Genomic DNA, 25,196 nt, shown 5'->3' with positions numbered 1-25,196 from the left:
AGTGGCTAACTCCCTATTCCCAGTAGATCGTGATGGTAATCGCCCGCCGGATAGCGGAACGGCACCGGGCCGTCCGCGATGCCGTCAAGGAACTGCCGCACCCGCGGATCGCTGTTCGTTTGCAGCGCCTGCGCGCCGCCGTGGGCGACGATTTTTTGATCCGCCACGATGTACGCGTAATCCGCGATGCTCAACACCTCCGGCACGTCATGCGACACCACAATACAGGTGACGCCCAGCGCGCTGTTAAGCTCAGAGATAAGCTTTACCAGCACGCCCATGGTGATGGGATCCTGGCCGACAAACGGCTCGTCGAACATGATTAAATCCGGCTCCAGCGCGATGGCGCGCGCCAGCGCCGCACGTCGCGCCATCCCGCCCGAAAGTTCAGATGGCATCAGCTTCGCCGCGCCGCGCAGCCCCACCGCCTCCAGCTTCATCATCACCGTGCTTTTGAGCAGGGCGGATGGCAGGCGGGTATGTTCGCGCAGCGGATAGGCGACATTATCGAAGACGTTCATATCGGTGAATAACGCCCCCGACTGAAAGAGCATGCTCATGCGTTTGCGGACGGTATAAAGGCGAGAGCGCGACATGGCCGGGATGTTTTCACCGTCAAAAAGTATTTCGCCGCGATCGGGGGGGATCTGGCCGCCAATCAGGCGCAACAGCGTGGTTTTGCCGATCCCGGACGGGCCCATGATCGCCGTGATCTTACCGCGCGGCACCGTCAGCGAGATATTATCAAATATCAATCGGCTGCCGCGAGAGAAGCTGACATCACGGACGTCGACTATATTCGCCATAGTTTGGCTCATTTATAGTTCCTTTCTTTCCCTTCAGGTTAAGAGCCTGATGGACAAGCTCTAAGCATGGTGCTTATTTCAGCTTTAAACCCAGCATTTTTACAGAATATTATCCATGCAGGTTAGCGAAAGCTGGCATTTGTTTTACTTTTCCGGCGCATAAAGTCAAAATTAGGAGAACGTTACGTCTACAGACTGTTGCAGCGCCAAAAAGTTGTGCTCAGTGGACCGGCGAGTATACCTGAAGAAAGGACTTTTGATGCTTTTAGCAACGGCACTGTTAATCATTGGTTTACTATTGGTCGTCTACAGTGCCGACCGCCTGGTATTCGCAGCCTCAATACTTTGCCGACTGCTGGGCATACCGCCGCTACTGATCGGGATGACGGTCGTCAGCGTCGGGACCTCCCTGCCAGAAATTATCGTCTCTGTCTCCGCCTCTCTGCATGAGCAGCGCGATCTGGCCATCGGCGTCGCCATTGGCTCGAATATCGTCAATATTCTGCTGATCCTCGGCCTTGCCGCCCTGCTGCATTCATTTCGCGTGCATTCCGATGTTCTGCGCCGTGAATTGCCGCTAATGTTGGTCGTAAGCCTGCTCGCCGGCTATGTGCTCTATGACGGGCAGCTTACCCTGGATGACGGTATCCTCCTGCTGTCGCTGGCGGTCATCTGGCTGCTCTATATAGTAAAAATCGCCCGGGCGGCGGAGAAGCTGAACGACAGCCTGACGCGCGAACAGCTGGCCGAGCTGCCGCGCGAGGGTTCGCTGCCGGTGGCGCTGCTCTGGCTGGGGGTGGCGCTGATCATCATGCCGATGGCGACCCGCATGGTGATCGATAACGCGACGGTACTGGCCAATTACTTCGCCATCAGCGAACTGACCATTGGCCTGACGGCGATCGCCATTGGCACCAGTCTGCCTGAGCTTGCCACAGCCATTGCTGGCGCGCGTAAAGGTGAAGATGATATCGCTATCGGCAATATCATCGGTTCGAATATTTTCAATATCGCTATCGTGCTGGGGCTGCCCGCACTGATAGCGCCAGGATACTTTAACCCGCTGGCCTTCACGCGCGACTACGGTGTGATGCTGCTGGTCAGCCTCATTTTCGCCCTGCTCTGCTGGCGGCGGAAAACGCGAATTGGCAAAGGGGTGGGCGCCCTGCTGACGGGTGGATTTATCGTATGGATGGCGATGCTCTACTGGCTATCGCCGCTTCTTTCTGGGTAAACGGAAACGCATTATGTCGCATATAGAGTTGCAGCCGGGTTTTGACTTTCAGAAAGCAGGCCAGGAGGTTCTGAAGATTGAACGTGAAGGCCTGGCGCAGTTGGATCAGTACATTAATCACGATTTCAGCCTGGCGTGCGAAAAGATGTTCCATTGCACAGGCAAAGTGGTAGTGATGGGGATGGGCAAGTCGGGCCATATCGGCCGCAAGATGGCTGCCACTTTCGCCAGTACCGGTACCTCCTCATTCTTCGTCCATCCAGGGGAAGCGGCGCACGGTGACCTTGGAATGGTAACGCCGCAGGATGTGGTAATTGCCCTCTCCAACTCGGGCGAGTCGAATGAGATCCTGGCGCTAATCCCGGTGCTGAAGCGGCTGCACGTCCCGCTCATCTGCATGACCAGCCGCCCCGAGAGCAGCATGGCCCGCGCGGCGGATATCCACCTCTGCGTAAAGGTGCCAAAAGAGGCCTGCCCGCTCGGCCTGGCTCCGACCTCCAGCACCACCGCGGCGCTGGTGATGGGCGATGCGCTCGCCGTCGCCCTGCTGGAGGCGCGCGGCTTTACGCCGGAAGATTTCGCCCTCTCCCATCCGGGAGGCGCGCTGGGCCGTAAGCTGCTGCTGCGGGTGAACGATATTATGCATACCGGCGATGAGATCCCGCATGTCAATAAGCAGGCCTCTCTGCGCGACGCCCTGCTGGAGATCACCCGTAAAAACCTCGGTATGACGGTAATCTGTGACGAGCAGATGCGCATTGAGGGGATCTTTACCGACGGCGATCTGCGTCGGGTCTTTGATATGGGGGTCGACGTGCGCAATCTGGGGATTGCCGACGTTATGACTCCAGGGGGTATCCGGGTTCGTCCGGGGACGCTGGCGGTAGAGGTGCTCAACCTGATGCAGTCCCGTCATATTACCTCGGTGATGGTTGCCGATGGCGACCAGCTGCAGGGTGTGGTACATATGCATGATCTGCTGCGCGCGGGCGTAGTGTAATGAAGGAAAAGACAATGAGTAATGCGGGTGCATCCCTTGCAACCTGTTATGGCCCGGTGAGCGCAACGATGATGGCGCAGGCGGAGAAGATCCGTCTGCTGATTCTGGATGTTGACGGCGTGCTTTCTGACGGCTTGATTTATATGGGCAATAATGGCGAAGAGCTAAAGGCGTTTAACGTTCGCGACGGCTATGGCATTCGCTGCGCCCTCACCTCCGGCATAGAGGTGGCGATCATCACCGGGCGGAAAGCTAAACTGGTAGAAGAGCGCTGCGCCACCCTGGGGATCACCCATTTGTATCAGGGGCAGTCGAACAAAATGGTCGCTTTCAGGCATCTGCTGGCAGAACTTTCTGTCGCGCCGGAAAATGTCGCCTATGTCGGCGACGATCTGATCGACTGGCCGGTTATGGCCGAAGTGGGATTAAGCGTGGCGGTGGCCGACGCCCACCCGCTTTTGCTCCCGCGTGCGGACTACGTGACCCGAATCAACGGCGGTCGCGGCGCGGTCCGTGAGGTGTGCGATCTACTGCTTCTGGCGCAGGGCAAGCTTGATGAGGCCAAAGGGCAATCAATATGAGTAAAACCAGACGTTGGGTTATCATTCTGCTTTCGCTTGTCGCGCTGGTGCTGATCGGCATCAATCTGGCGGATCGGGACGATACGCAAACGCAAGCGACAAATACCGGCGATCCGACCTATAAAAGCGATCACAGCGATACCGTGGTCTATAGCCCGGAAGGGGCGCTGAACTATCGCCTGATCGCCCGGCATGTGGAATATTTTTCTGAAAACGGCGTCTCGTGGTTTACCCAACCGGTCCTGACCACGTTTGACACCGACAAAGTACCCACATGGTCGATCAAATCTGACAGGGCAAAATTGACCAATGACCGTATGCTTTATCTGTATGGTCACGTGGAGGTAAATGCCCTGACCCCGGACGCGCAACTGCGCAAAATTACCACCGATAACGCCCAGATCAACCTGGTGACCCAGGATGTGACCTCTCAGGATCTGGTGACGTTATACGGCACGACTTTTAATTCCAGCGGTCTGAAAATGCGCGGGAACTTACGCAGCAAAAACGCCGAGCTGATTGAAAAGGTGAGAACCTCTTATGAAATTCAAAACAAACAAACTCAGCCTTAATGTCGTCATCGCCAGCGCGCTGCTCGCAGCCAGCCTTCCCGCGCTTGCCGTGACGGGCGATACCGACCAGCCGATCCATATCGAGTCCGATACCCAGTCGCTGGATATGCAGGGCAACGTGGTGACCTTTACCGGCAACGTGGTTGTGACGCAGGGCACCATCAAGATCAATGCCGACAAGGTGGTGGTCACCCGTCCCGGCGGCGAGCAGGGTAAAGAGATCATCGACGGCTACGGCGAACCGGCAACCTTTTACCAGATGCAGGATAATGGCAAGCCGGTGAAAGGCCACGCTTCCCATATGCACTATGAGCTGGCGAAAGATTTGGTGGTGCTGACCGGCAACGGCTATCTCGAACAGCTGGACAGCAATATCACCGGCGACAAGATCACCTACCTGGTGAAAGAGCAAAAAATGCAGGCGTTCAGCGAGAAAGGCAAACGCGTTACCACCGTGCTGGTACCGTCGCAGCTGCAGGATAAAGGCAACAACCAGGCACCGGCACAGAAGAAGAGTAACTAATTCGATATGGCAACCTTAACTGCAAAAAACCTCGCGAAAGCCTACAAGGGCCGTCGCGTTGTTGAAGATGTCAGTCTGACCGTCAACTCTGGCGAAATTGTCGGCCTGCTGGGGCCGAACGGCGCCGGGAAAACCACTACCTTCTACATGGTGGTCGGGATTGTTCCGCGCGATGCCGGCAACATCATCATTGATGACGATGATATCAGCCTGCTGCCGCTGCATGCCCGCGCACGTCGCGGTATCGGGTATCTGCCGCAGGAAGCCTCGATTTTCCGCCGCCTGAGCGTATTCGATAACCTGATGGCCGTGCTGCAGATCCGCGACGATTTAACCGCCGAACAGCGTACCGATCGCGCCAACGAACTGATGAAAGAGTTCCATATTGAGCATCTGCGCGACAGCCTTGGCCAGGCGCTATCGGGCGGGGAACGCCGCCGCGTGGAAATCGCCCGAGCGCTCGCCGCTAACCCGAAATTCATCCTGCTGGATGAACCCTTTGCGGGCGTTGACCCCATCTCCGTTATCGACATCAAACGCATTATTGAACATCTGCGCGACAGCGGGCTGGGCGTCCTTATCACTGACCACAACGTGCGTGAAACGCTGGCGGTCTGCGAGCGCGCCTATATCGTCAGCCAGGGTCACCTGATCGCCCACGGCACGCCGCAGCAGATCCTCGAAGATGAACATGTTAAGCGCGTCTACCTTGGGGAAGACTTCAGACTCTGATAGGGTAGAGGTTTAGCCAGGCCGAATGGGGGATAACCGCTCTGAACATGAAGCAAGGTTTGCAATTAAGGCTCAGCCAGCAGCTGGCAATGACGCCGCAGCTCCAGCAGGCAATTCGTCTGCTGCAGTTGTCCACATTAGAACTCCAGCAGGAACTTCAGCAGGCGCTGGAGAGCAATCCGTTGCTGGAGCAAACCGATCTTCATGACGAGATAGATACCCAGCAGGCTCAGGATCGCGAAACGCTCGACACGGTGGATGCGCTTGAGCAAAAAGAGATGCCGGACGAGCTGCCGCTGGATGCCAGCTGGGACGAGATCTATACCGCCGGTACGCCATCCGGTACCCGGGCGGATTATCAGGATGACGAACTGCCGGTCTATCAGGGGGAAACAACCCAGTCGCTTCAGGACTACCTGATGTGGCAGGTGGAGCTGACCCCCTTTTCCGATACCGACCGGGCGATCGCCACGTCAATCGTCGACGCCGTGGACGATACGGGCTACCTGACCGTTTCGCTGGACGACATTCTCGAAAGCATTGGCGACGAGAAGATCGATATGGACGAGGTCGAGGCCGTACTAAAGCGCGTGCAACGCTTCGACCCGGTAGGGGTCGCCGCCCGGGATCTGCGCGACTGTCTGCTGATCCAGCTCTCCCAGTTTGCTAAAGAGACGCCATGGCTGGAGGAAGCGCGGCTGATTATCAGCACCCATCTGGATCTGCTGGCGAACCATGACTTCCGCACCCTGATGCGCGTTACCCGCCTGAAAGAGGATGTGCTGAAAGAGGCGGTCAATCTGATCCAGTCGCTCGATCCGCGTCCCGGCCAGTCGATCCAGACCAGCGAGCCGGAATATGTCATTCCCGACGTGCTGGTGCGAAAACATCATGGCCGCTGGGTGGTTGAACTCAACTCCGACAGCATTCCTCGCCTGCAAATTAACCAGCACTACGCCTCCCTGTGCACCAGCGCGCGCAACGATTCGGATAACCAGTTTATTCGCAGTAACCTCCAGGAAGCGCGCTGGCTGATTAAGAGCCTCGAGAGCCGAAATGACACGCTGCTGCGCGTAAGCCGTTGCATTGTTGAGCAACAACAGGCATTTTTTGAACAGGGCGAAGAGTTTATGAAGCCGATGGTGCTGGCGGATATCGCCCAGGCCGTCGAAATGCATGAATCAACCATCTCGCGCGTGACGACGCAGAAGTATCTGCATAGCCCGCGCGGCATCTTTGAGCTGAAGTATTTCTTCTCCAGCCATGTGAACACCGAAGGCGGCGGCGAAGCCTCGTCTACGGCGATCCGCGCGCTGGTGAAGAAGTTAATAGCCGCGGAGAACCCCGCGAAGCCGCTGAGCGACAGTAAGTTGACCACCATACTCTCCGATCAGGGTATTATGGTGGCTCGCCGTACCGTTGCGAAGTATCGAGAGTCTTTATCCATTCCGCCGTCTAACCAGCGTAAACAACTGGTCTGACACAACCGATAAGGAAGACACTATGCAGCTTAATATCACAGGACACAACGTCGAAGTGACCGAGGCTTTGCGCGAATTTCTGAACACCAAATTCGCCAAGCTGGAACAGTATTTCGACCGGATCAATCAGGTCTACATTGTGTTGAAAGTGGAGAAAGTGACGCATATCGCAGATGCGACCCTGCACGTTAACGGGGGGGAACTTCACGCCAGTGCGGAAGGGCAAGATATGTACTCGGCTATCGACGGCTTGATTGACAAGCTGGCGCGGCAGCTTAATAAACATAAAGATAAACTGAAACAACACTAATTGTCCGGGCAGTTAACGGGTGCAGGAAGGCCTGTTGTGAAACACAACGGGCCGTTTGTACAGTTAGCGCTTAGGTGAAATTATGATGAACAACGATTCCGCTCTCCAACTGAGCACTGTCCTTAACCAGGAATGTACCCGCAGCGGCGTTAATTGCCAGAGCAAAAAACGCGCGCTTGAAATTATCAGTGAACTGGCGGCTAAACAGCTCAGCCTGCCGCCGCAGGTGGTATTCGAAGCCATTCTGACCCGTGAAAAGATGGGGAGTACCGGTATCGGCAACGGCATCGCTATCCCGCATGGCAAACTGGAGGAAGATACCTTACGCGCCGTGGGCGTCTTTGTGCAGCTTGAGACCCCTATCGCCTTCGACGCCATCGACAATCAGCCGGTTGACCTGCTGTTCGCGCTGCTGGTGCCGGCCGATCAGACCAAAACCCACCTGCATACGCTCTCGCTGGTTGCCCGACGGCTGGCGGATAAAGCCATTTGCCGCCGCCTGCGCGCTGCCCAGAGCGATGAGGAGCTATACCAGATTATCACGGAAGCGGAAGGCAATCAGGATGAGGCATAACCGGGAGCGGGCCTCCATGTCGGGAGCCCTGAGGAGAGACGGAAGATGGTGCTGATGATCGTCAGCGGTCGCTCGGGGTCGGGGAAATCCGTCGCCCTGCGCGCGCTTGAAGATATGGGCTTTTATTGCGTAGATAACCTGCCTGTGGTTTTGCTGCCCGATCTGGCAAATACGCTTGCGGACCGGGAGATCTCCGCCGCGGTCAGTATCGACGTGCGTAATATGCCGGAATCTCCGGAGATCTTTGAGAAGGCGATGAGCAGCCTGCCAGCGGCGTTTTCTCCGCAGCTGCTCTTCCTTGACGCCGACCGTAACACGCTGATTCGCCGCTACAGCGACACGCGTCGCCTGCATCCGCTCTCCAGTAAAAACCTGTCGCTGGAAAGCGCGATCGATCAGGAGAGCGACCTGCTGGAGCCGCTGCGCTCGCGTGCCGACCTGATTGTTGATACGTCAGAGATGTCCGTTCACGAGCTGGCGGAGATGCTGCGTACGCGCCTGCTGGGCAAGCGCGAGCGCGAGCTGACGATGGTCTTTGAGTCATTCGGCTTTAAGCACGGCATTCCGATTGATGCGGACTATGTCTTCGACGTGCGCTTCCTGCCGAACCCGCACTGGGATCCAAAACTGCGTCCAATGACAGGTCTGGACAAGCCGGTGGCGGCGTTCCTCGACCGACACACCGAAGTTCATAACTTTATCTACCAGACGCGAAGCTACCTTGAGCTATGGTTACCTATGCTGGAGACTAACAACCGCAGCTACCTCACCGTTGCGATTGGCTGTACCGGCGGTAAACACCGTTCGGTCTATATTGCCGAACAGCTGGCCGACTACTTCCGCTCGCGGGGTAAAAACGTCCAGTCCCGTCATCGTACGCTGGAAAAACGCAAAACATGACCGTAAAACAGACCGTTGAGATCACTAATAAGCTGGGGATGCATGCGCGCCCGGCCATGAAGCTGTTTGAGCTGATGCAAGGATTCGATGCAGAGGTTTTGCTGCGAAACGACGAGGGCACGGAGGCGGAAGCGAACAGCGTAATTGCGCTGTTGATGCTCGATTCAGCAAAAGGCAGGCAGATTGAAGTTGAAGCGACCGGGCCGCAGGAGGTTGAAGCGCTGGCGGCGGTGGTCGCGTTGTTTAATGCGGGGTTTGACGAGGACTAACGCATCGGCGGGTGGCGCTACGCTTACCCGCCCTGGCTAAGATTATTGCGCTGCATGAAGCTCTCCCCACCCAACTGACGCATCTGGCGCAGGATCCACGCCTGACGGCTTCGCACATACCCTGACGGCGCGTTGGCCTTAAAGCGTATGGGATTAGGCAGAACAGCCGCCAGCAGCGCCGCTTCGGACATGCTCAGTTTGCTGGCAGGCTTATGGAAATAGCGCTGCGCGGCAGCCTCCACGCCAAACACCCCCTCGCCAAACTCGGCGATATTGAGATAGACGGTCAGGATCCGTTTTTTACTCCAGACGGTCTCTATCCCCAGCGTCAGCCCCGCTTCCAGCCCTTTGCGCAGCCAGCTGCGGCCATCCCATAAAAAGAGATTTTTCGCCGTCTGCTGCGAGAGGGTTGAGGCGCCGCGGATCCGGCTCTCGTGGCGTTCATTATGCGCCAGCGCCTTCTCAATCGCCCCTACGTCAAATCCCCAGTGTTCAGCAAACTTCTGATCTTCTGCGGCAATTACCGCCAGCCCCATCCACGGCGAGATATCATCCATGCTCACCCAATCGGAATGGGCCACATAGTGAAAATCGCCCGTCAGCCACGCGCCAAGCTGCCGCTCCACCATCACCATGGAAAAGGGGACCGGCGCCACGCTAAAGAGCGCAATGCCGCCGCCCCAGAAGATAGCCAGCGCCAGCAGCACCCGCAGCAGGATGCGTTTTACCCAGCGCAGAGGCGGATGCGATCGGCTCACGAGGCGAGAACCAGTACGCGTTCCACCAGTTTTTCAATGCCGGTAGCCGCCTGCGCGATATCCTCAGCCAGCATATAAGCGGGCGTGGTCACCACTTTGTTCTCTTCGTCCACGACGATATCATCCACCGGACAAGGCACATGCTCCCCACCCATCTCCTCGATCGCCTCGGCGGTATCTATGTCGGTGCCGATGGTCAGGCGCAGGGGAAAATCGAAAATTTTAGGCAGCAGCGCGGGCGCGATGCAGATAAAACCGAGCGGCTTTCCGGCAGCGTGCATCTGCTGCGCCAGCGCCTGCAGGCTGGCATCGACGTGGCACTCACTGCCCTGGCTTGCGAAGCTGCTGAGATTTTTTGCCGCGCCAAAACCGCCGGGCACAATTAGCGCGTCCAGCTCATCTGCCTTTGCCTGGCTCAGCGGCTGGATCGCGCCGCGGGCGATACGGGCCGCCTCGATTAATATATTGCGCGTTTCAGCCATAGGCTCACCCGTAAGATGGTTAATCACTTCTGATTGATTTTTATCCGGGGCGAAACAGACCGCCTGCGCGCCCTGACGCGCCAGCGCCAGGAGTGTGATTACAGACTCATGAATTTCCGCGCCATCGTAAACGCCGCACCCGCTCAGCACTACGCCAACTTTTTTCATCGTGAGATTCCTTCTGTCACAACCATCCGAAACACATTAATAATTTTGATTAAAACGCTATGCTTCACACATTTCACTGTTTCATGTAACAAATCATTTAAGATTTGCTATCTTATTTGCGTGCGGCCTGAATATCCTGGCTGCGCCCAAGCAAAATATAATAATTACCTGGCGCAACCACAATTTCCCTGGTGTTGGCGCAGTGTTCGCGCACCCCGGTCAAGCCGGGGTCATTTTTTTCTGGCCTCAACCCACGCTTTTAACACGTCGACGTCGTTTTGCCACTCCTGCTTCATCTCTTCCACCCATTCTCCGACGTTATCCCACCACGCTGGCAGGTCAGGCGTCTGGATCTGCTGGCCGAGCTGTTGCAGATGGCGCAAGCCCACCGAACCGGCGGCGCCTTTAATTTTGTGCCCCTCTTCAACAATGCCTTTCTGATCGCGGGCAGTGAGATTCGATTCCAGAACATTCAGGTAGCCCGGCATCATTTTTTCAAATACCGCTAAACCATCAGTAATCAGTTTCGGGCCGACCAGATCGATATATTGTTCAAGCATCGCAATATCCAGTATTGACTGCGTTTTGTCGTTCTCTTCAGACGTCATGGCACTCTCCTCTTCAATACGGCTATTCCAGAATTTCTTAATCATGGCGGTCAGGGCAGGCACCGCCAGCGGCTTGCTGAGCACATCGTCCATACCGGCATCGAGATACTCTTTTTTATCTTTCAGCACGTTTGCCGTCAGCGCCACCAGCGGCGGCAGCTCCTCCGGCTTGTAGCGGCGCGTCAGTTCGCGGGAGATGTCCAGCCCGGTCATATCCGGCAGCTGGATATCCAGCAGCACGAGGTCATATTCGTCCGGGGCGAACATCTCCAGCGCGGCTTTACCGGTCATCGCCACGTCAACGCTATTACCAAGCTTCTCCAGTACCGAGCGGGCGACAATCACGTTCAGCTCGATATCTTCCACCAGCAGGACGTGCAGCGCGGGCAGTGGCATCTCGTCATTGTCGAAGGTGTCTTCCACCTCTTCCGCCACCGCAGGCGCCTGTACCGTCAGGGTAAAGATGGAGCCTTTCCCCTGCTGGCTGGCGACGGTAATATCACCGCCCATGCTTTTCGCCAGCCGGCGCGAGACCGCAAGGCCAATACCGGTGCCGGTGGCCGGCTTACCGCCGTGGCTGTCTTTGACCTGATAGTACATGGCAAAAATTTTATCCTGCTCCTCCTGCGGAATACCGATCCCGGAATCTTCCACTTCGAAGCGCAGCATATCGCCCTGCTCATAGCGAACCCGTACCGCCACCTGCCCCTGCTGGGTAAATTTCACGGCGTTGCTGATAAGATTCCAGAGGATCTGGCGCAGACGCGTGCCGTCCGTAATGACTTTATGCGGCAGCGGCAGCGTCGGCTCCATCACAAACCGCAGCCCCTTCTGCTGCGCCTGCAGGCCGGAGAGGTTCTCAAGATCGGCGAGGAAGCTGGTAAAGTCCACCGGCTGGTTATCCAGCTGGACCTTACGTCGCTCCATCTTGTCCATATCAATGATATCGTTAAAGATATTTCCTAACGTCACCGCCGAGACGTGGATCGTCTTCAGGTATTTCTCCTGCTCTGCGGTCAGCTCGGTATCCAGCAGGATGCGGCTTAAGCCCACGATACCGTTCAGCGGCGTACGTAATTCGTGGCTGATGGTGGAGATAAACGTCGTCTTGTCGCGGCTGGCGCGCTCCAGCGCATCCTGATAGCGCTTACGCTCGGTGATGTCACGGCCAAAGCCCATCAGACCGTGGCGTTTACCTACCCGGTCGTAATAAGGCACTTTGCGGATCTCAAAGCAGGCTTTACGTCCGTCCGGGTAATCGAGCCACTGTTCGTAGGTCAGCGAAACGTTATGCCGGAAGACCTTCTCGTCGGTTTCAATCACTTTCGCCGCCGCCTCGGGGGAGTAAACATCCTGCGGCTTAAGGTTGATCAGCTGCTTCTCGCTTTTGCCCGTTAGCAGCTCCATCGCCCGGTTACAGCCGGAAAACTCTTTATCTTCATTGCGATAAAAGACCAGGTCCGGGGAGGCGTCGAGGAAAGAGCGCAGGAAGGAGGATTGCTGTTCAAGCTGAATCTGCGTTACCTCACGCTCTTTCATCTCCACCTTGAGCTGTTCAAGGGTGGTCTGGCGCTCGGCCTCCGCCTTTTCACGGTCGGCAATCTCCTGGTTCAGCTGGGCGATATTGTCCTTAAGCTGCACGTTGAGCTTCAGATCGCGCTCGCGCATCTCTTCCAGTTTCTCCACCAGCCGGGATAAACGCTGGCGCGACTCTTCAAGCTGTTCCACCACCACTGAGAGAAAATAGACCGCCCAGGGGGTGATCAGCAGGCCAAAGAAGATGGAGCGGATCACGTCGATACTCTCCACCCTGCCGTGGAGCACCATGGTAACGGCCATCTGCACCACAATCGCCAGAATAACCAGCGCCAGGGCCAACAGCAGGGAGAAACGCACCAGGCCGAGCTTCATCATCAGGTCGACGTAGTACTGCGCAAGCATGCGAATTTGCTTCATAGGGGATCCCTTCACGGCTACATCGCTCAATAATACTCAAAATCGGGGCGCGACGTTGGAGGTTGTTTGAAAAATGCAGGCTTTAACAGGTGATTAGCCTCGCCCCGGGGAACGGGAGCGAGGCAAAGCGCATCAGGAGCGCTTGAGCAGCAGCCAGAGGCTGATCAGGAAGAAGCTGGCGCTGGGCAGCAGCGCGCCCACAATGGGCGGAATGCCATACACCAGGGTCAGCGGGCCGAAGATCTGGTCCAGCACGTAGAAGACAAAACCGAAGCTGATACCGGTCACCACGCGCACGCCCATCGGTACGCTGCGCAGCGGGCCGAAGATAAATGACAGCGCCATCAGCATCATGACCGCCACGGAGAGTGGCTGGAAGATTTTACTCCACATATTGAGCTGATAACGTCCGGCATCCTGGCCACTCGACTTCAGGTATTTCACGTAACTGTGCAGGCCGCTGATGGAGAGCGCGTCAGGATCAAGCGCCACTACCCCCAGCTTGTCCGGCGTCAGGTTCGTTTTCCAGGTGCCAGAGACGGTCTGCGCGCCGGTGATCTGCTTCGGATTTTTCAGGTCAGACTCATCCACCTGCGACAGACGCCACTGCTTTTGATCTGCGTCGAATTTGGCGGTAGCGGCATAACGAACCGACTGCAAACGGCGCTGGTCATTAAAGGAGTAGATGCTGACGCCGCCGAGTTCATTATCGCCTTTCACCCGTTCGATATAGACGAAATCATTACCGTCTTTCGCCCACAGCCCCTGCTGCGTGGAGAGCAGCGAGCCGCCATACATCGCCTGAGCGCGGTAGTTACGCGCCATCTGTTCACCCTGCGGCGCCACCCATTCGCCAATCGCCATGGTCAGCAGCACCAGCGGGATCGCGGTTTTCATCACCGACAGCGCAACCTGCATACGGGTAAAGCCCGACGCCTGCATCACCACCAGCTCGCTGCGCTGCGCCAGCATCCCCAGCCCCAGCAGCGCGCCAAGCAGCGCCGCCATCGGGAAGAAGATCTGCACATCTTTCGGCACGCTGAGAAGGGTATACATCCCCGCCCCCATCGCGTCGTAGCTCCCCTGCCCGGCCTTTTTCAGCTGGTCGACAAATTTGATAATGCCCGAGAGCGACACCAACATGAACAGGGTCATCATGATGGTGGTAAAAATGGTTTTACCGATATAGCGGTCAAGAACGCCAAACGCCTGCATCACACCGCTCCTTTACGCACAAAACGGGCACGTATGCGACGCATCGGCACCGTATCCCACACATTCAACGCCAGCGCCAGCAGCAGGTAGAAGCCGTTGACCACCCAGGTCCATACCACCGGGTCGATCTTGCCTTTCCCGCCGTTAGATTTAATCGAGGTCTGCAACAGGAAAAAGACCAGATAAAGCAGCATGGCGGGCAGCATCGACAGCACGCGGCCCTGACGCGGGTTGACCACGCTCAGCGGCACCACCATCAGCGCCATCATAAAGACGGTAAAGACCAGCGTGATACGCCAGTGCAGCTCCGCCCGGGCGCGATCGTTGTCGGTGTTAATGAGCGTGCGCATGTTCATCTGCTCGGTATCGGTCGGATCCAGCGTCACCGCCTGATGGCCGATAATAGCCTGATAATTCTGGAAATCGGTGATGCGGAAATCGCGAAGCAGCGCGGTACCTTCAAAGCGTGTGCCCTTATCGAGGGTCACAATTTGCGAGCCATCCTTACGCTGGGAGAGCTGGCCAGAGTCGGCCACCACCACGGAGGGGCGCGCATTGCCTTTGGGACGAAGCTGAGCAAGAAAAACATCATTGAAGCGGCTGCCGTCGACGCTTTCAATGAACAGCACGGAGTTGCCGTCGGTCGCCTGCTGGAACTGTCCCTGCGCCAGCGCCGCCATGCCGGGGTTCGCTTTGGCTTCGGCCAACACTTCGTCCTGATGGCGGGATGACCAGGGGCCTGCCCACATCACGTTGACCGCTGCGATAATGCCGGTAAATAACGCCAGCACCATGGCTGCTTTCACCAGCACCGCCTTACTCAGGCCGCAGGCGTGCATCACCGTGATTTCGCTTTCGGTATAGAGCTTTCCGAGCGTCATCAGCAGGCCAAGAAAAAGGCTCAGCGGTAGAATAAGCTGCGCCATTTCCGGTACCCCTAATCCCAGAAGAGAAAGTACCAGATTTGTTGGGATTTCGCCGTCTACAGCCGCACCGAGGATCTTAACCAGCTTCTGACAGAAAAAAATCAGGAGCAGAATAAAGAGGATCGCCAGTTGGCTTTTGAGCGTCTCCCGCACCAGATATCTTATGATTATCACTTTTAAATACGCCCGTAAAAACTCGTCTCTTGCAGGAATTTAGCTTGTTTCATGGCTTAAACGTCATTTATTCTCTTGAGTCGTCGAAATCGTCGCTAAGATTAAAAAAATTCGCGGATTCGTGCATCAGGACATTTTTTGACGTGTCGAAACCGTAGTAACGTAAGATTAACACGAAGTCACCACAACCGCGGACATGAGTTACGAAAGCTTTCAATTCTATCCGTAGCCGCCGTCGTTGTCTTTAAGATTCAGGAGCGTAGTGCATGGAGTTCAGTGTAAAAAGTGGTAGCCCGGAGAAACAGCGGAGTGCCTGCATCGTTGTGGGCGTCTTTGAACCACGCCGACTCTCCCCCATCGCCGAACAACTCGACAAGATCAGCGACGGCTATATTAGCGCCCTGCTGCGCCGCGGCGAACTGGAAGGAAAACCGGGGCAGACCCTGTTGCTGCACCATGTCCCGAACGTCCTCTCCGAGCGCATCCTGCTGATAGGCTGCGGTAAAGAGCGCGAGCTGGACGAGCGTCAGTATAAGCAGGTCATCCAGAAAACAATCAATACGCTGAATGATACCGGCTCCATGGAAGCGGTCTGTTTCCTGACCGAGCTGCATGTGAAGGGGCGTAACACCTACTGGAAAGTGCGTCAGGCGGTGGAAACGGCAAAAGAGACCCTCTACAGCTTCGATCAGCTGAAAACCAATAAAAGCGAGCCGCGTCGTCCGCTGCGTAAGATGGTCTTTAACGTCCCGACCCGCCGCGAGCTGACCTGCGGCGAGCGCGCCATTCAGCACGGCCTGGCGATTGCGGCCGGTATTAAGGCGGCAAAAGATCTGGGCAATATGCCGCCCAATATCTGCAACGCCGCCTATCTCGCCTCCCAGGCGCGCCAGCTGGCGGATGCCTACAGCAAGAACGTCGTCACCCGCGTGATTGGCGAACAGCAGATGCGCGAGCTGGGTATGCACTCTTACCTGGCGGTGGGCAACGGGTCGCAAAACGAATCCCTGATGTCGGTGATCGAATATAAAGGCAGCCCGTCCGAAGAGGCGCGTCCCATCGTCCTCGTCGGCAAAGGGCTGACCTTCGACTCCGGCGGTATCTCCATCAAGCCTGCTGAAGGCATGGATGAGATGAAGTACGATATGTGCGGCGCGGCGGCGGTCTACGGCGTGATGCGCATGGTGGCTGAGTTGCAGCTGCCGATTAACGTCGTCGGCGTGCTGGCGGGCTGTGAGAATATGCCTGGCGGGCGCGCCTATCGTCCGGGCGACGTCCTGACAACCATGTCGGGCCAGACTGTAGAAGTATTGAATACCGACGCCGAAGGCCGTCTGGTGCTGTGCGACGTGCTGACCTACGTGGAGCGCTTCGAGCCGGAAGCGGTGATTGACGTGGCCACGCTGACCGGTGCCTGCGTGATTGCGCTGGGTCATCACATCACCGGCCTGATGTCGAACCACAACCCGCTGGCGCATGAGCTGATCGGCGCGTCTGAACAGGCGGGTGACCGCGCCTGGCGTCTGCCGCTGGGCGATGAGTTCCAGGAGCAGCTGGAATCGAACTTCGCGGATATGGCCAACATCGGCGGCCGTCCGGGCGGCGCGATTACCGCGGGTTGCTTCCTGTCGCGCTTCACCCGCAAGTACAACTGGGCGCACCTGGATATCGCCGGCACCGCATGGCGTTCCGGTAAAGCGAAAGGCGCTACCGGGCGTCCGGTGGCGTTGCTGTCGCAGTTCCTGCTCAATCGCGCGGGTTTTAACGGCGACGAGTGATGTAAAACGCCGGGTGGCGGCTTCGCCTTACCCGGCCTGCAACGTCACTCAACCACAGGCCGGGTAAGCGAAGCGCCACCCGGCTTTGCATTTAAATTCACGACAAGAAGCCCCACATATGAAGAATGCAACGTTCTACCTTCTGGACAACGACACCCATCAGGACGGCCTGAGCGCCGTGGAACAGCTGGTGTGTGAGATTGCCGCAGAACGTTGGCGCAGCGGCAAGCGTGTCCTGATTGCCTGTGAAGATGAGCAGCAGGCCATTCGTCTGGATGAAGCGCTCTGGGCACGTCCGGCGGAGAGTTTTGTTCCACATAATCTCTCAGGCGAGGGGCCACGGGGCGGTGCGCCGGTAGAAATTGCCTGGCCGCAAAAACGCAGCAGCAGCGCGCGCGATATTCTGATCAGCCTGCGCACAGGCTTTGCAGATTTTGCCACCGCTTTCACAGAAGTGATAGACTTTGTCCCTCACGAAGATTCTTTAAAACAACTGGCGCGCGAACGCTACAAAGCGTACCGCCTGGCCGGTTTTAACCTGAATACGGCAACCTGGAAATAATGGAAAAAACATACAACCCACGCGATATCGAACAGCCGCTTTACGAGCACTGGGAACAGCAGGGCTATTTCAAGCCTAACGGCGATGAAAGCAAAGAGTCCTTCTGCATCATGATCCCGCCGCCAAACGTCACCGGCAGTTTGCATATGGGTCATGCCTTCCAGCAGACCATCATGGATACCATGATTCGCTACCAGCGTATGCAGGGTAAAAACACCCTGTGGCAGGTCGGTACCGACCACGCCGGTATCGCGACCCAGATGGTGGTTGAACGTAAGATTGCCGCTGAAGAGGGTAAAACCCGCCACGACTACGGTCGCGACGCTTTTATCGACAAAATCTGGCAGTGGAAAGCGGAGTCCGGCGGCACGATCACCCGCCAGATGCGCCGTCTCGGCAACTCCGTTGACTGGGAGCGCGAACGCTTCACCATGGACGACGGTCTTTCCAATGCCGTGAAAGAGGTGTTTGTCCGCCTGTATAAAGAAGATCTCATCTACCGCGGCAAGCGCCTGGTGAACTGGGATCCGAAACTGCGCACCGCGATCTCCGATCTGGAAGTGGAAAACCGCGAGTCAAAAGGCTCCATGTGGCACATCCGCTATCCGCTGGCCGACGGCGCCAAAACCGCCGACGGTAAAGATTACCTGGTTGTCGCGACCACCCGTCCGGAAACCCTGCTGGGCGATACCGGCGTGGCCGTCAACCCGGAAGATCCGCGCTACAAAGATCTGATTGGCAAGTTCGTTGTTCTGCCGCTGGTGAACCGCCGTATTCCGATTGTGGGCGACGAGCACGCCGACATGGAAAAAGGGACCGGCTGCGTGAAGATCACCCCGGCGCACGACTTTAACGACTATGAAGTGGGTCGCCGTCATCAGCTGCCGATGATCAACATCCTGACCTTTGACGGCGATATCCGTGAAAGCGCCGAAGTGTTCGACACCAAAGGCAACGAATCCGACGTTTACTCCAGCGACATTCCGGCTGAGTTCCAGAAGCTGGAACGCTTTGCCGCGCGTAAAGCGATCGTGGCTGCCGTTGACGCGCTGGGCCTGCTGGAAGAGATTAAACCGCATGATCTGACCGTACCGTACGGCGATCGCGGCGGCGTGGTTATCGAACCGATGCTGACCGACCAGTGGTACGTGCGCGCCGATGTGCTGGCGAAACCAGCAGTCGAAGCGGTAGAAAACGGCGACATCCAGTTCGTGCCGAAGCAGTACGAAAATATGTACTTCTCCTGGATGCGCGACATTCAGGACTGGTGTATCTCCCGTCAGCTCTGGTGGGGCCACCGCATCCCGGCCTGGTATGACAACGAAGGCAATGTTTACGTTGGCCGTAGCGAAGAGGAAGTGCGTCAGGAAAATAACCTGAGTGCCGATATTGCCCTGCGTCAGGATGACGACGTGCTGGATACCTGGTTCTCCTCCGCCCTGTGGACCTTCTCCACCCTCGGCTGGCCGGAAAATACCGATGCCTTGCGTCAGTTCCACCCGACCAGCGTGATGGTTTCCGGCTTCGACATCATCTTCTTCTGGATCGCCCGCATGATCATGATGACCATGCACTTCATCAAGGATGAAAACGGCAAGCCGCAGGTACCGTTCAAGACTGTCTACATGACCGGGCTTATCCGCGACGATGAAGGCCAGAAGATGTCCAAATCCAAGGGGAACGTCATCGACCCGCTGGATATGGTGGACGGCATCTCCCTGCCGGAGCTGCTGGAAAAACGCACCGGCAACATGATGCAGCCGCAGCTGGCGGAAAAAATCCGCAAGCGTACCGAGAAGCAGTTCCCGGACGGCATTGAGCCGCACGGCACCGACGCTCTGCGCTTCACCCTGGCGGCGCTGGCTTCTACCGGTCGCGACATTAACTGGGATATGAAGCGCCTGGAAGGCTACCGCAACTTCTGTAACAAGCTGTGGAACGCCAGCCGCTTTGTGCTGATGAATACCGAAGATCAGGACTGCGGCTTCAATGGCGGCGAAAAAGTGCTGTCGCTGGCAGATCGCTGGATCCTGGCCGAGTTCAACCAGACGGTGAAAGCGTACCGCGACGCGCTGGACAGCTTCCGCTTCGATATTGCCGCAGGCATTCTCTATGAGTTCACCTGGAACCAGTTCTGCGACTGGTATCTGGAGCTGACCAAGCCGGTAATGAACGGCGGTTCTGAGGCAGAGCTGCGCGGCACTCGCCACACGCTGATTACCGTTCTGGAAGGTCTGCTGCGCCTGGCGCATCCGATCATTCCGTTTATCACGGAAACCATCTGGCAGCGCGTGAAGGTGATTGCCGGCATTAACGCCGACACCATTATGCTGCAGCCGTTCCCGGAATATAACGCGTCTCAGGTTGACGAGGCGGCGCTGGCTGATACCGAATGGCTGAAGCAGGCGATCGTCGCCGTACGTAACATCCGCGCGGAAATGAACATCGCGCCGGGTAAACCGTTGGCACTGCTGCTGCGCGGCTGCAGCGAGGCGGCGGTACGTCGCGTAAACGAAAACCAGAGCTTCCTGCAAAACATGGCGCGTCTGGAGAGCATCACCGTGCTGCCTGCCGATGACAAAGGTCCGGTATCGGTCACCAAGATCATCGACGGCGCCGAGCTGCTGATCCCGATGGCTGGCCTGATCGATAAAGCGACCGAGCTAGATCGTCTGGCAAAAGAGGTAGCGAAGGTGGAAGCGGAGATTGGCCGCATCGAAGGCAAGCTGGCGAATGAAGGCTTTGTCGCCCGCGCGCCGGAAGCGGTTATTGCCAAAGAGCGTGAAAAACTCGCAGGCTACGCCGATGCGAAAGCGAAGCTGATAGAGCAGCAGGCCGTGATTAGCGCCCTGTAAAACGCCAAAAGGCCGGAGCATGCTCCGGCCTTTTACTGTCAGATAAACGGCAACGTCGGGATAAAAACCGCGCACAGTTTATTGCCCGTCGGCACAGGCATCTCCTCCTGCGTAAACGCCAGCGCATTCACCTCCCCCTGCACCGTCGTGTTTGTAGCGATATAGCGCGCCAGCATAATTCTCAGCCACGGCCACGCCAGCCCCAGCGTGAGGATCGAACCAAACAGCAGTCCCAGCAGGCGCGGCGCCAGTCCGGAAAAAGTCAGGGTCGATCCAAACTGCAGCGTATTCCCTAGCACCAGATTGTTGACAGCATGGTTACGTAACGCGGCCCAGATATAAGCAGCGGACAGAACGATACCGACGATGTGAAGGATATAAGCCAGGACAAACGCAGGAATATTGCCGGCAATCATCATAGCAAAAGTGGATTCATTGCATGTCCCCAACAGGCAGCCCACCGCTATGCGTGAGTAAATGGAAATTAAAATAATAAAAAAGACCAGGATAAAGGGCAGCTGAATAACCATTGCCAGCAGGAATATTTTTACGCATCGCCGGCTGCAGAGCGTAATATTAAACGCATATTTCCCAAGCGTGGCGCTTTTACCGATTAAATCCAGCCAGTAGCTGTAAACCAGCCCCAGGATGGCGCTGCTTCCCAAAAAAGCGGTAAGGGCAATTAACGCCGTCGCCAGGATCAGCGGGCCCCTGCTCCATGAGAGGGATAACGAGGAGCTCATTAGCGCCAACAGGCAACCCAGTAAGATAAACATCTGCACCGGCAGTCCCAGCATAATCCACCAGGCGCGCAGCGCAGAGGTGTGAAAACCGAAGCGCAGCTGGTGAAAAGAGGTCATGGATGCATGGTAGCTGAGCCCTTTCACCACAAGAACTGGCAGCAGCAGAAGGACGAGGAGCATCCCCAGCGTCGCCCCCTGCGGATGAATAAGCGATAAAAGCGCGCTGCATCCTATCAGAACCAGAACAAACACCACCCCGCTTAATAATAACGTCCCGCCGCACCCATGGTAGCCAAAGCGCATGCCGTTAAGCTCGCTATTTTCCGCCAGGTAGCGACGATCCCTTACCCACGCCCAGGGAATAAAAACGCCAAACGTAACGATCGATAAAATAAGGTTAACCAGACAGAGAATTAAATAGGATTTCACCTGACCGTGAAAAACAAAACGATGCAGATGTTTATCCTGCCCGCCAGAATTTATATTCATAAATAACGATTTCCCATCCTGAGACATAAACAAAATCAATAAATAAACTTTTATTTCCCTTGCGAGCGCAGGGTATCTGATTAATATGTCTTCAGACAACTGATTTCATTAACGCCTTGCGCGGTAAAAAGATTAGTGGTATTAAAATAAGTTATAGTTTTTAATTAAATATTGAATGACTCTATGAATCTAGCATCTCCGCAAGCGCTGCAATTACGTCGCCTTTCCATGGAAGATAACGCGGCTATCGCCAGCGTGATCCGCCAGGTTTCCGCTGAATACGGGCTCACCGCCGATAAAGGCTACACCGTTGCCGATCCGAATCTGGACGAACTTTATCAGCTTTACAGCCAGCCGGGACACGCCTACTGGGTGGTTGAGCAGGCGGGCAAGGTCGTTGGCGGCGGCGGGATCGCACCGCTGACCTGCGGAGAGCCGGGCATCTGTGAACTGCAAAAAATGTACTTCCTGCCCTCCGCGCGCGGCAAAGGGATGGCAAAAAAGCTGGCGCTGCTGGCAATGGAACATGCCCGTGAGCAGGGCTTTACCCGCTGCTATCTCGAAACCACCGCTTTTCTGAAAGAGGCTATCGCCCTCTATGAACATCTGGGCTTTGCGCATATCGACGCGCCGCTGGGCTGTACCGGCCATGTGGATTGTGAAGTTCGCATGCTGAAAAGTCTGTAAACGTCGTTCCCGATCGCTTCTGCTAAGCGACCGTAAACTGAATGCTCTACACTTTCAGTTCACACCAACACAGGGGAAAAACGATGTCGATAATAAAAAGCTACGCCGCACCGCAGGCGGGCGCAGAACTTGAACTGTATGAATACGATGCCGGTGAGCTGCAGGCGCAGGACGTTGAAGTGCAGGTCGATTATTGTGGTATTTGCCACTCCGATCTGTCGATGATCGACAACGAATGGGGCTTCTCGCAATATCCGCTGGTCGCCGGACATGAGGTGATCGGCCGCGTGGTTGCGCTTGGCACCGACGCGCAGAGCAAAGGTTTAAAAGTGGGCCAGCGCGTGGGGATCGGCTGGACCGCCCGCAGCTGCGGCCATTGCGATGCCTGTATCAGCGGCAACCAGATTAACTGTCTGGAAGGGGCCGTTCCTACCATTCTGAATAAAGGCGGTTTCGCTGAGAAGCTTCGCGCCGACTGGCAATGGGTCATTCCCCTGCCGGAGAGTATCGATATTGAATCCGCCGGCCCGCTGCTGTGCGGCGGTATTACCGTTTTCAAACCGCTGCTGATGCATCATGTCACCGCCACCAGCCGCGTCGGGGTTATCGGGATCGGCGGCCTGGGGCATATCGCCATTAAGTTGCTGCATGCGATGGGTTGCGAAGTGACCGCGTTCAGCTCCAACCCGGCGAAAGAGCAGGAAGTGCTGGCGATGGGCGCCGATAAGGTGGTCAACAGTCGCGATCCGGAGGCGCTGAAAGCGCTGGCGGGCCAGTTCGATCTGATCATTAATACCGTTAACGTCGATCTCGACTGGCAGCCCTATTTTGAAGCGCTAGCCTACGGCGGTAACTTCCACACCGTCGGCGCCGTACTCAAACCGCTCCCGGTCCCGGCTTTTACCCTGATCGGCGGCGATCGCAGCATCTCCGGTTCGGCTACCGGCACGCCGTATGAGCTGCGCAAGCTGATGAAGTTTGCCAGCCGTACTAAAGTCGCCCCGACCACGGAGCTCTATCCGATGTCGAAAATTAATGAGGCGATCCAGCACGTACGCGACGGCAAAGCCCGCTATCGCGTGGTGTTAAAAGCCGATTTTTGATGTTTGCAGGCCCGGTGAGCGTAGCGCCACCGGGCAATTCCCCTACCGTGCCAGCGCGGTAAACACTTCCGCCACCGCCACGGCGCCGGGATCGGTTACGCCATCCAGATTCTCTTTATTCACATAGGACGAGCGCCCTGCTCCCGCTTTTTGCATGCCGGCCGTCGCCTCCGCCCCCTTTTTCGCCGCCTGCGCTGCCGCCTGGATATCCCCTTGCTGCAACGCTTCCAGCGCAGGCTGCAGGGCGTCGATCAAGGTACGATCGCCGAGATCCGCGCCGCCATACTGCTTCATCTGCGCAAGCCCGTTCAGCAGCGATTCCGCCAGCGGTTTCCCCTCCTGAAGCGTCTGCCCGGCAGCAGTGAAGAAGATCGACATCAGCACGCCGCTCGATCCTCCCATTACCGTCGCCAGCCGCTCGCCTGTTACCATCAGCAACGCCGGGAGATCGTTCAGCGGGAGGGCATTCTGTTCCAGCCGTTGCGCAATGTCTCTTGCCCCCTGCGCAAAAGTAGAGCCCGTATCACCGTCGCCCACTTTGGCATCCAGCGCGTTAAGCCGGTCTTCAAGCGCTATCAGCGTACGGGTAACGGTAGCGACCAGTCCGGCAACCGACGCATTTTCCGAGGGCGTAAACTCCACCCGATCCTGCAACGCCTGCTGCGGCTGCGTGCGCAGCGGTGCGAAGGCGACCGGTGTTTGCCAGCCCAGGGTCATAGTCTCTGCCTGAAGGGCTTTTTCAAAGGTGGCGTTGAGTTTCAGTAGCGACAGGGAGAAGCCTTTCATGTCCAGCGCGCTGACCAGCGGCGCGGGTCCGATCAGCCAGGCGATGCGATCGCTGAGCGCCGAGTGGGCCAGCTCTTTGGTGAGTATCGCCATCTCCAGCGCTGAAACGCCGCCCAGGTTGTTAATCAGCACCGCAAAGCGCCCCTCGCCCGCCTGCGCCCTGAGCGCCTCCACCAGTGTCGTGACAATCTCCCGGCTGTTTTGCGTCTCCATCACCGATGCGCCCGGCTCGCCGTGGATCCCCAGCCCCAGCTCCACCTGGCCCGGCCTGATGCGCCCCTCCTCTTCATCGCTGCCCGGAAGATTGCAGGTCTGCATGGCGACGCCCAGGCTCCAGAGGTTATCGCAAGCCTGGCGAGCGAGATCGCGCACTTCGGTTAACGGGTGACCCTGCTCCGCCGCGTAGCCCGCAATTTTATGTACCAGCGCCGTGCCGGCGATCCCGCGCGGCTGTTTGTTCTCCGGCAGCGCAATGTCATCGGAGACAATCACCATCTCGACCTTCAGCCCAAGACGTTTCGCCTTTTCCGCCGCCAGCCCAAAGTTCAGCCGATCCCCGGTATAGTTTTTGACGATCAGCAGACAGCCGCTTTCGCCCGTCACCGCCACGATGGCGTTAAGCACCGCGTCAACGCTTGGGGAAGCAAAGAGATCGCCACAGACGGCCGCGGTGAGCATCCCTTTCCCCACGAAGCCTGCGTGGGCGGGCTCATGCCCGGAACCGCCGCCTGAAATCACCGCCACGCGGCTTTTATCCCAGTCTGCCCGCGCCACAATGCGAATGGCCGGGTCGATATCAAGTTTCACCAGGTTGCCGTGCGGCGCGGAGATCAACATCCCTTCAAGGGCGTCGTTGACCAGCTGTTTGCGATCGTTAAAGAAGAATCTGGACATAATTTCCTGCTTGTTAGTGAACCGTATGCA

The 25,196-nt window shown here is 57.0% G+C and carries 24 protein-coding genes; 16 read left to right on the top strand and 8 right to left on the bottom strand.

Features of this window, described 5'->3' with window-relative positions; translation table 11 throughout:
* Positions 1-5 precede the first annotated feature (5 nt).
* Positions 6-818, bottom strand: a complete 813-nt coding sequence (gene mlaF / locus BN3796_RS03840; protein WP_061707074.1) for a phospholipid ABC transporter ATP-binding protein MlaF — start codon at positions 816-818, stop codon at positions 6-8.
* A 247-nt stretch (positions 819-1,065) separates the two neighbouring features.
* Here mlaF and BN3796_RS03835 point away from each other — a divergent pair, with 247 nt between their 5' ends.
* From BN3796_RS03835 to npr, 11 genes are all read left to right on the top strand, one after another.
* A complete protein-coding gene (locus BN3796_RS03835) occupies positions 1,066-2,040 on the top strand; it encodes a calcium/sodium antiporter (protein ID WP_061707073.1) in 975 nt (324 codons plus the stop codon).
* Between the two features lie 13 nt (positions 2,041-2,053).
* Positions 2,054-3,040 carry an arabinose-5-phosphate isomerase KdsD gene (gene kdsD, locus BN3796_RS03830; protein ID WP_061707072.1) on the top strand — a complete coding sequence of 329 codons (987 nt, stop codon included), beginning with the start codon at positions 2,054-2,056 and terminating at the stop codon, positions 3,038-3,040.
* Between the two features lie 14 nt (positions 3,041-3,054).
* Positions 3,055-3,621 carry a 3-deoxy-manno-octulosonate-8-phosphatase KdsC gene (gene kdsC / locus BN3796_RS03825; protein ID WP_061707071.1) on the top strand — a complete coding sequence of 189 codons (567 nt, stop codon included), beginning with the start codon at positions 3,055-3,057 and terminating at the stop codon, positions 3,619-3,621.
* Positions 3,618-4,193: an LPS export ABC transporter periplasmic protein LptC gene (lptC, locus tag BN3796_RS03820; protein WP_061707070.1), complete on the top strand. Its 576-nt coding sequence runs from the start codon at positions 3,618-3,620 to the stop codon at positions 4,191-4,193. Before kdsC ends, lptC begins: the two co-directional genes overlap by 4 nt.
* The gene (gene lptA, locus BN3796_RS03815) at positions 4,162-4,716 is read left to right on the top strand and encodes a lipopolysaccharide ABC transporter substrate-binding protein LptA (RefSeq protein WP_061707069.1); all 555 of its coding nucleotides are present in this window, start codon (positions 4,162-4,164) and stop codon (positions 4,714-4,716) included. Before lptC ends, lptA begins: the two co-directional genes overlap by 32 nt.
* Positions 4,717-4,722: 6 nt before the next feature.
* On the top strand, positions 4,723-5,448 hold the full coding sequence (lptB, locus tag BN3796_RS03810) for an LPS export ABC transporter ATP-binding protein (protein WP_061707068.1): 726 nt from the start codon (positions 4,723-4,725) through the stop codon (positions 5,446-5,448).
* A 47-nt stretch (positions 5,449-5,495) separates the two neighbouring features.
* Positions 5,496-6,929, top strand: coding sequence for an RNA polymerase factor sigma-54 (rpoN, locus tag BN3796_RS03805; protein WP_061707067.1), 1,434 nt, complete (start codon positions 5,496-5,498; stop codon positions 6,927-6,929).
* 22 nt (positions 6,930-6,951) lie between these two features.
* Positions 6,952-7,239 (top strand): ribosome hibernation promoting factor, encoded by a 288-nt coding sequence (gene hpf / locus BN3796_RS03800; protein ID WP_061707066.1) that lies wholly within the window; start codon positions 6,952-6,954, stop codon positions 7,237-7,239.
* Between the two features lie 82 nt (positions 7,240-7,321).
* Complete coding sequence (gene ptsN / locus BN3796_RS03795) at positions 7,322-7,813, top strand: PTS IIA-like nitrogen regulatory protein PtsN (protein WP_061707065.1); 492 nt, start codon at positions 7,322-7,324, stop codon at positions 7,811-7,813.
* 45 nt (positions 7,814-7,858) lie between these two features.
* Positions 7,859-8,713 (top strand): RNase adapter RapZ, encoded by an 855-nt coding sequence (gene rapZ, locus BN3796_RS03790; RefSeq protein ID WP_061707064.1) that lies wholly within the window; start codon positions 7,859-7,861, stop codon positions 8,711-8,713.
* Positions 8,710-8,982 (top strand): PTS phosphocarrier protein NPr, encoded by a 273-nt coding sequence (npr, locus tag BN3796_RS03785; protein WP_061707063.1) that lies wholly within the window; start codon positions 8,710-8,712, stop codon positions 8,980-8,982. The genes rapZ and npr overlap by 4 nt, the downstream gene beginning before the upstream one ends.
* Before the next feature lie 23 nt (positions 8,983-9,005).
* Here the strand turns inward: npr and mtgA are convergent, their stop codons facing one another.
* The 5 genes from mtgA to lptF form a co-directional block, all read right to left on the bottom strand.
* Complete coding sequence (mtgA, locus tag BN3796_RS03780; protein ID WP_061707062.1) at positions 9,006-9,740, bottom strand: monofunctional biosynthetic peptidoglycan transglycosylase; 735 nt, start codon at positions 9,738-9,740, stop codon at positions 9,006-9,008.
* Positions 9,737-10,390, bottom strand: a complete 654-nt coding sequence (elbB, locus tag BN3796_RS03775) for an isoprenoid biosynthesis glyoxalase ElbB (RefSeq protein ID WP_061707061.1) — start codon at positions 10,388-10,390, stop codon at positions 9,737-9,739. The genes mtgA and elbB overlap by 4 nt, the downstream gene beginning before the upstream one ends.
* 230 nt (positions 10,391-10,620) lie before the next feature.
* Positions 10,621-12,954: an aerobic respiration two-component sensor histidine kinase ArcB gene (gene arcB / locus BN3796_RS03770; RefSeq protein ID WP_061707060.1), complete on the bottom strand. Its 2,334-nt coding sequence runs from the start codon at positions 12,952-12,954 to the stop codon at positions 10,621-10,623.
* Between the two features lie 132 nt (positions 12,955-13,086).
* On the bottom strand, positions 13,087-14,169 hold the full coding sequence (gene lptG, locus BN3796_RS03765) for an LPS export ABC transporter permease LptG (RefSeq protein ID WP_061707059.1): 1,083 nt from the start codon (positions 14,167-14,169) through the stop codon (positions 13,087-13,089).
* Positions 14,169-15,269, bottom strand: a complete 1,101-nt coding sequence (gene lptF, locus BN3796_RS03760) for an LPS export ABC transporter permease LptF (RefSeq protein WP_061707058.1) — start codon at positions 15,267-15,269, stop codon at positions 14,169-14,171. The genes lptG and lptF overlap by 1 nt, the downstream gene beginning before the upstream one ends.
* Positions 15,270-15,535: 266 nt before the next feature.
* Here lptF and pepA point away from each other — a divergent pair, with 266 nt between their 5' ends.
* The 3 genes from pepA to BN3796_RS03745 all read left to right on the top strand — a co-directional run bounded on the left by pepA (position 15,536) and on the right by BN3796_RS03745 (position 20,464).
* Positions 15,536-17,047 carry a leucyl aminopeptidase gene (gene pepA / locus BN3796_RS03755; protein ID WP_061707057.1) on the top strand — a complete coding sequence of 504 codons (1,512 nt, stop codon included), beginning with the start codon at positions 15,536-15,538 and terminating at the stop codon, positions 17,045-17,047.
* Positions 17,048-17,165: 118 nt separating this feature from the next.
* The gene (gene holC / locus BN3796_RS03750; protein WP_061707056.1) at positions 17,166-17,609 is read left to right on the top strand and encodes a DNA polymerase III subunit chi; all 444 of its coding nucleotides are present in this window, start codon (positions 17,166-17,168) and stop codon (positions 17,607-17,609) included.
* A complete protein-coding gene (locus BN3796_RS03745; protein WP_061707055.1) occupies positions 17,609-20,464 on the top strand; it encodes a valine--tRNA ligase in 2,856 nt (951 codons plus the stop codon). The genes holC and BN3796_RS03745 overlap by 1 nt, the downstream gene beginning before the upstream one ends.
* Positions 20,465-20,502: 38 nt before the next feature.
* On the opposite strand, the gene BN3796_RS03740 is transcribed toward BN3796_RS03745, so the two are convergent.
* Positions 20,503-21,696: a YjgN family protein gene (locus BN3796_RS03740; RefSeq protein ID WP_061707054.1), complete on the bottom strand. Its 1,194-nt coding sequence runs from the start codon at positions 21,694-21,696 to the stop codon at positions 20,503-20,505.
* A gap of 183 nt (positions 21,697-21,879) precedes the next feature.
* Here BN3796_RS03740 and BN3796_RS03735 point away from each other — a divergent pair, with 183 nt between their 5' ends.
* Both BN3796_RS03735 and ahr read left to right on the top strand, forming a co-directional pair.
* Positions 21,880-22,383: a GNAT family N-acetyltransferase gene (locus tag BN3796_RS03735; protein ID WP_061707053.1), complete on the top strand. Its 504-nt coding sequence runs from the start codon at positions 21,880-21,882 to the stop codon at positions 22,381-22,383.
* An 83-nt stretch (positions 22,384-22,466) separates the two neighbouring features.
* Entirely contained in the window at positions 22,467-23,486 is a 1,020-nt protein-coding gene (gene ahr / locus BN3796_RS03730; RefSeq protein WP_061707052.1) for an NADPH-dependent aldehyde reductase Ahr, read from the top strand.
* Positions 23,487-23,528: 42 nt separating this feature from the next.
* Here ahr and BN3796_RS03725 read toward each other — a convergent pair whose 3' ends face one another.
* Positions 23,529-25,166: a dihydroxyacetone kinase subunit DhaK gene (locus BN3796_RS03725; RefSeq protein ID WP_061707051.1), complete on the bottom strand. Its 1,638-nt coding sequence runs from the start codon at positions 25,164-25,166 to the stop codon at positions 23,529-23,531.
* Positions 25,167-25,196: the final 30 nt, after the last annotated feature.

It is taken from the genome of Pseudenterobacter timonensis, from assembly GCF_900021175.1.
GTDB classification, from domain to species: domain Bacteria; phylum Pseudomonadota; class Gammaproteobacteria; order Enterobacterales; family Enterobacteriaceae; genus Enterobacter; species Enterobacter timonensis.
Note: the sequence above shows the minus strand (reverse complement) of the source record. Positions and strands in the feature narration are given on the sequence as shown.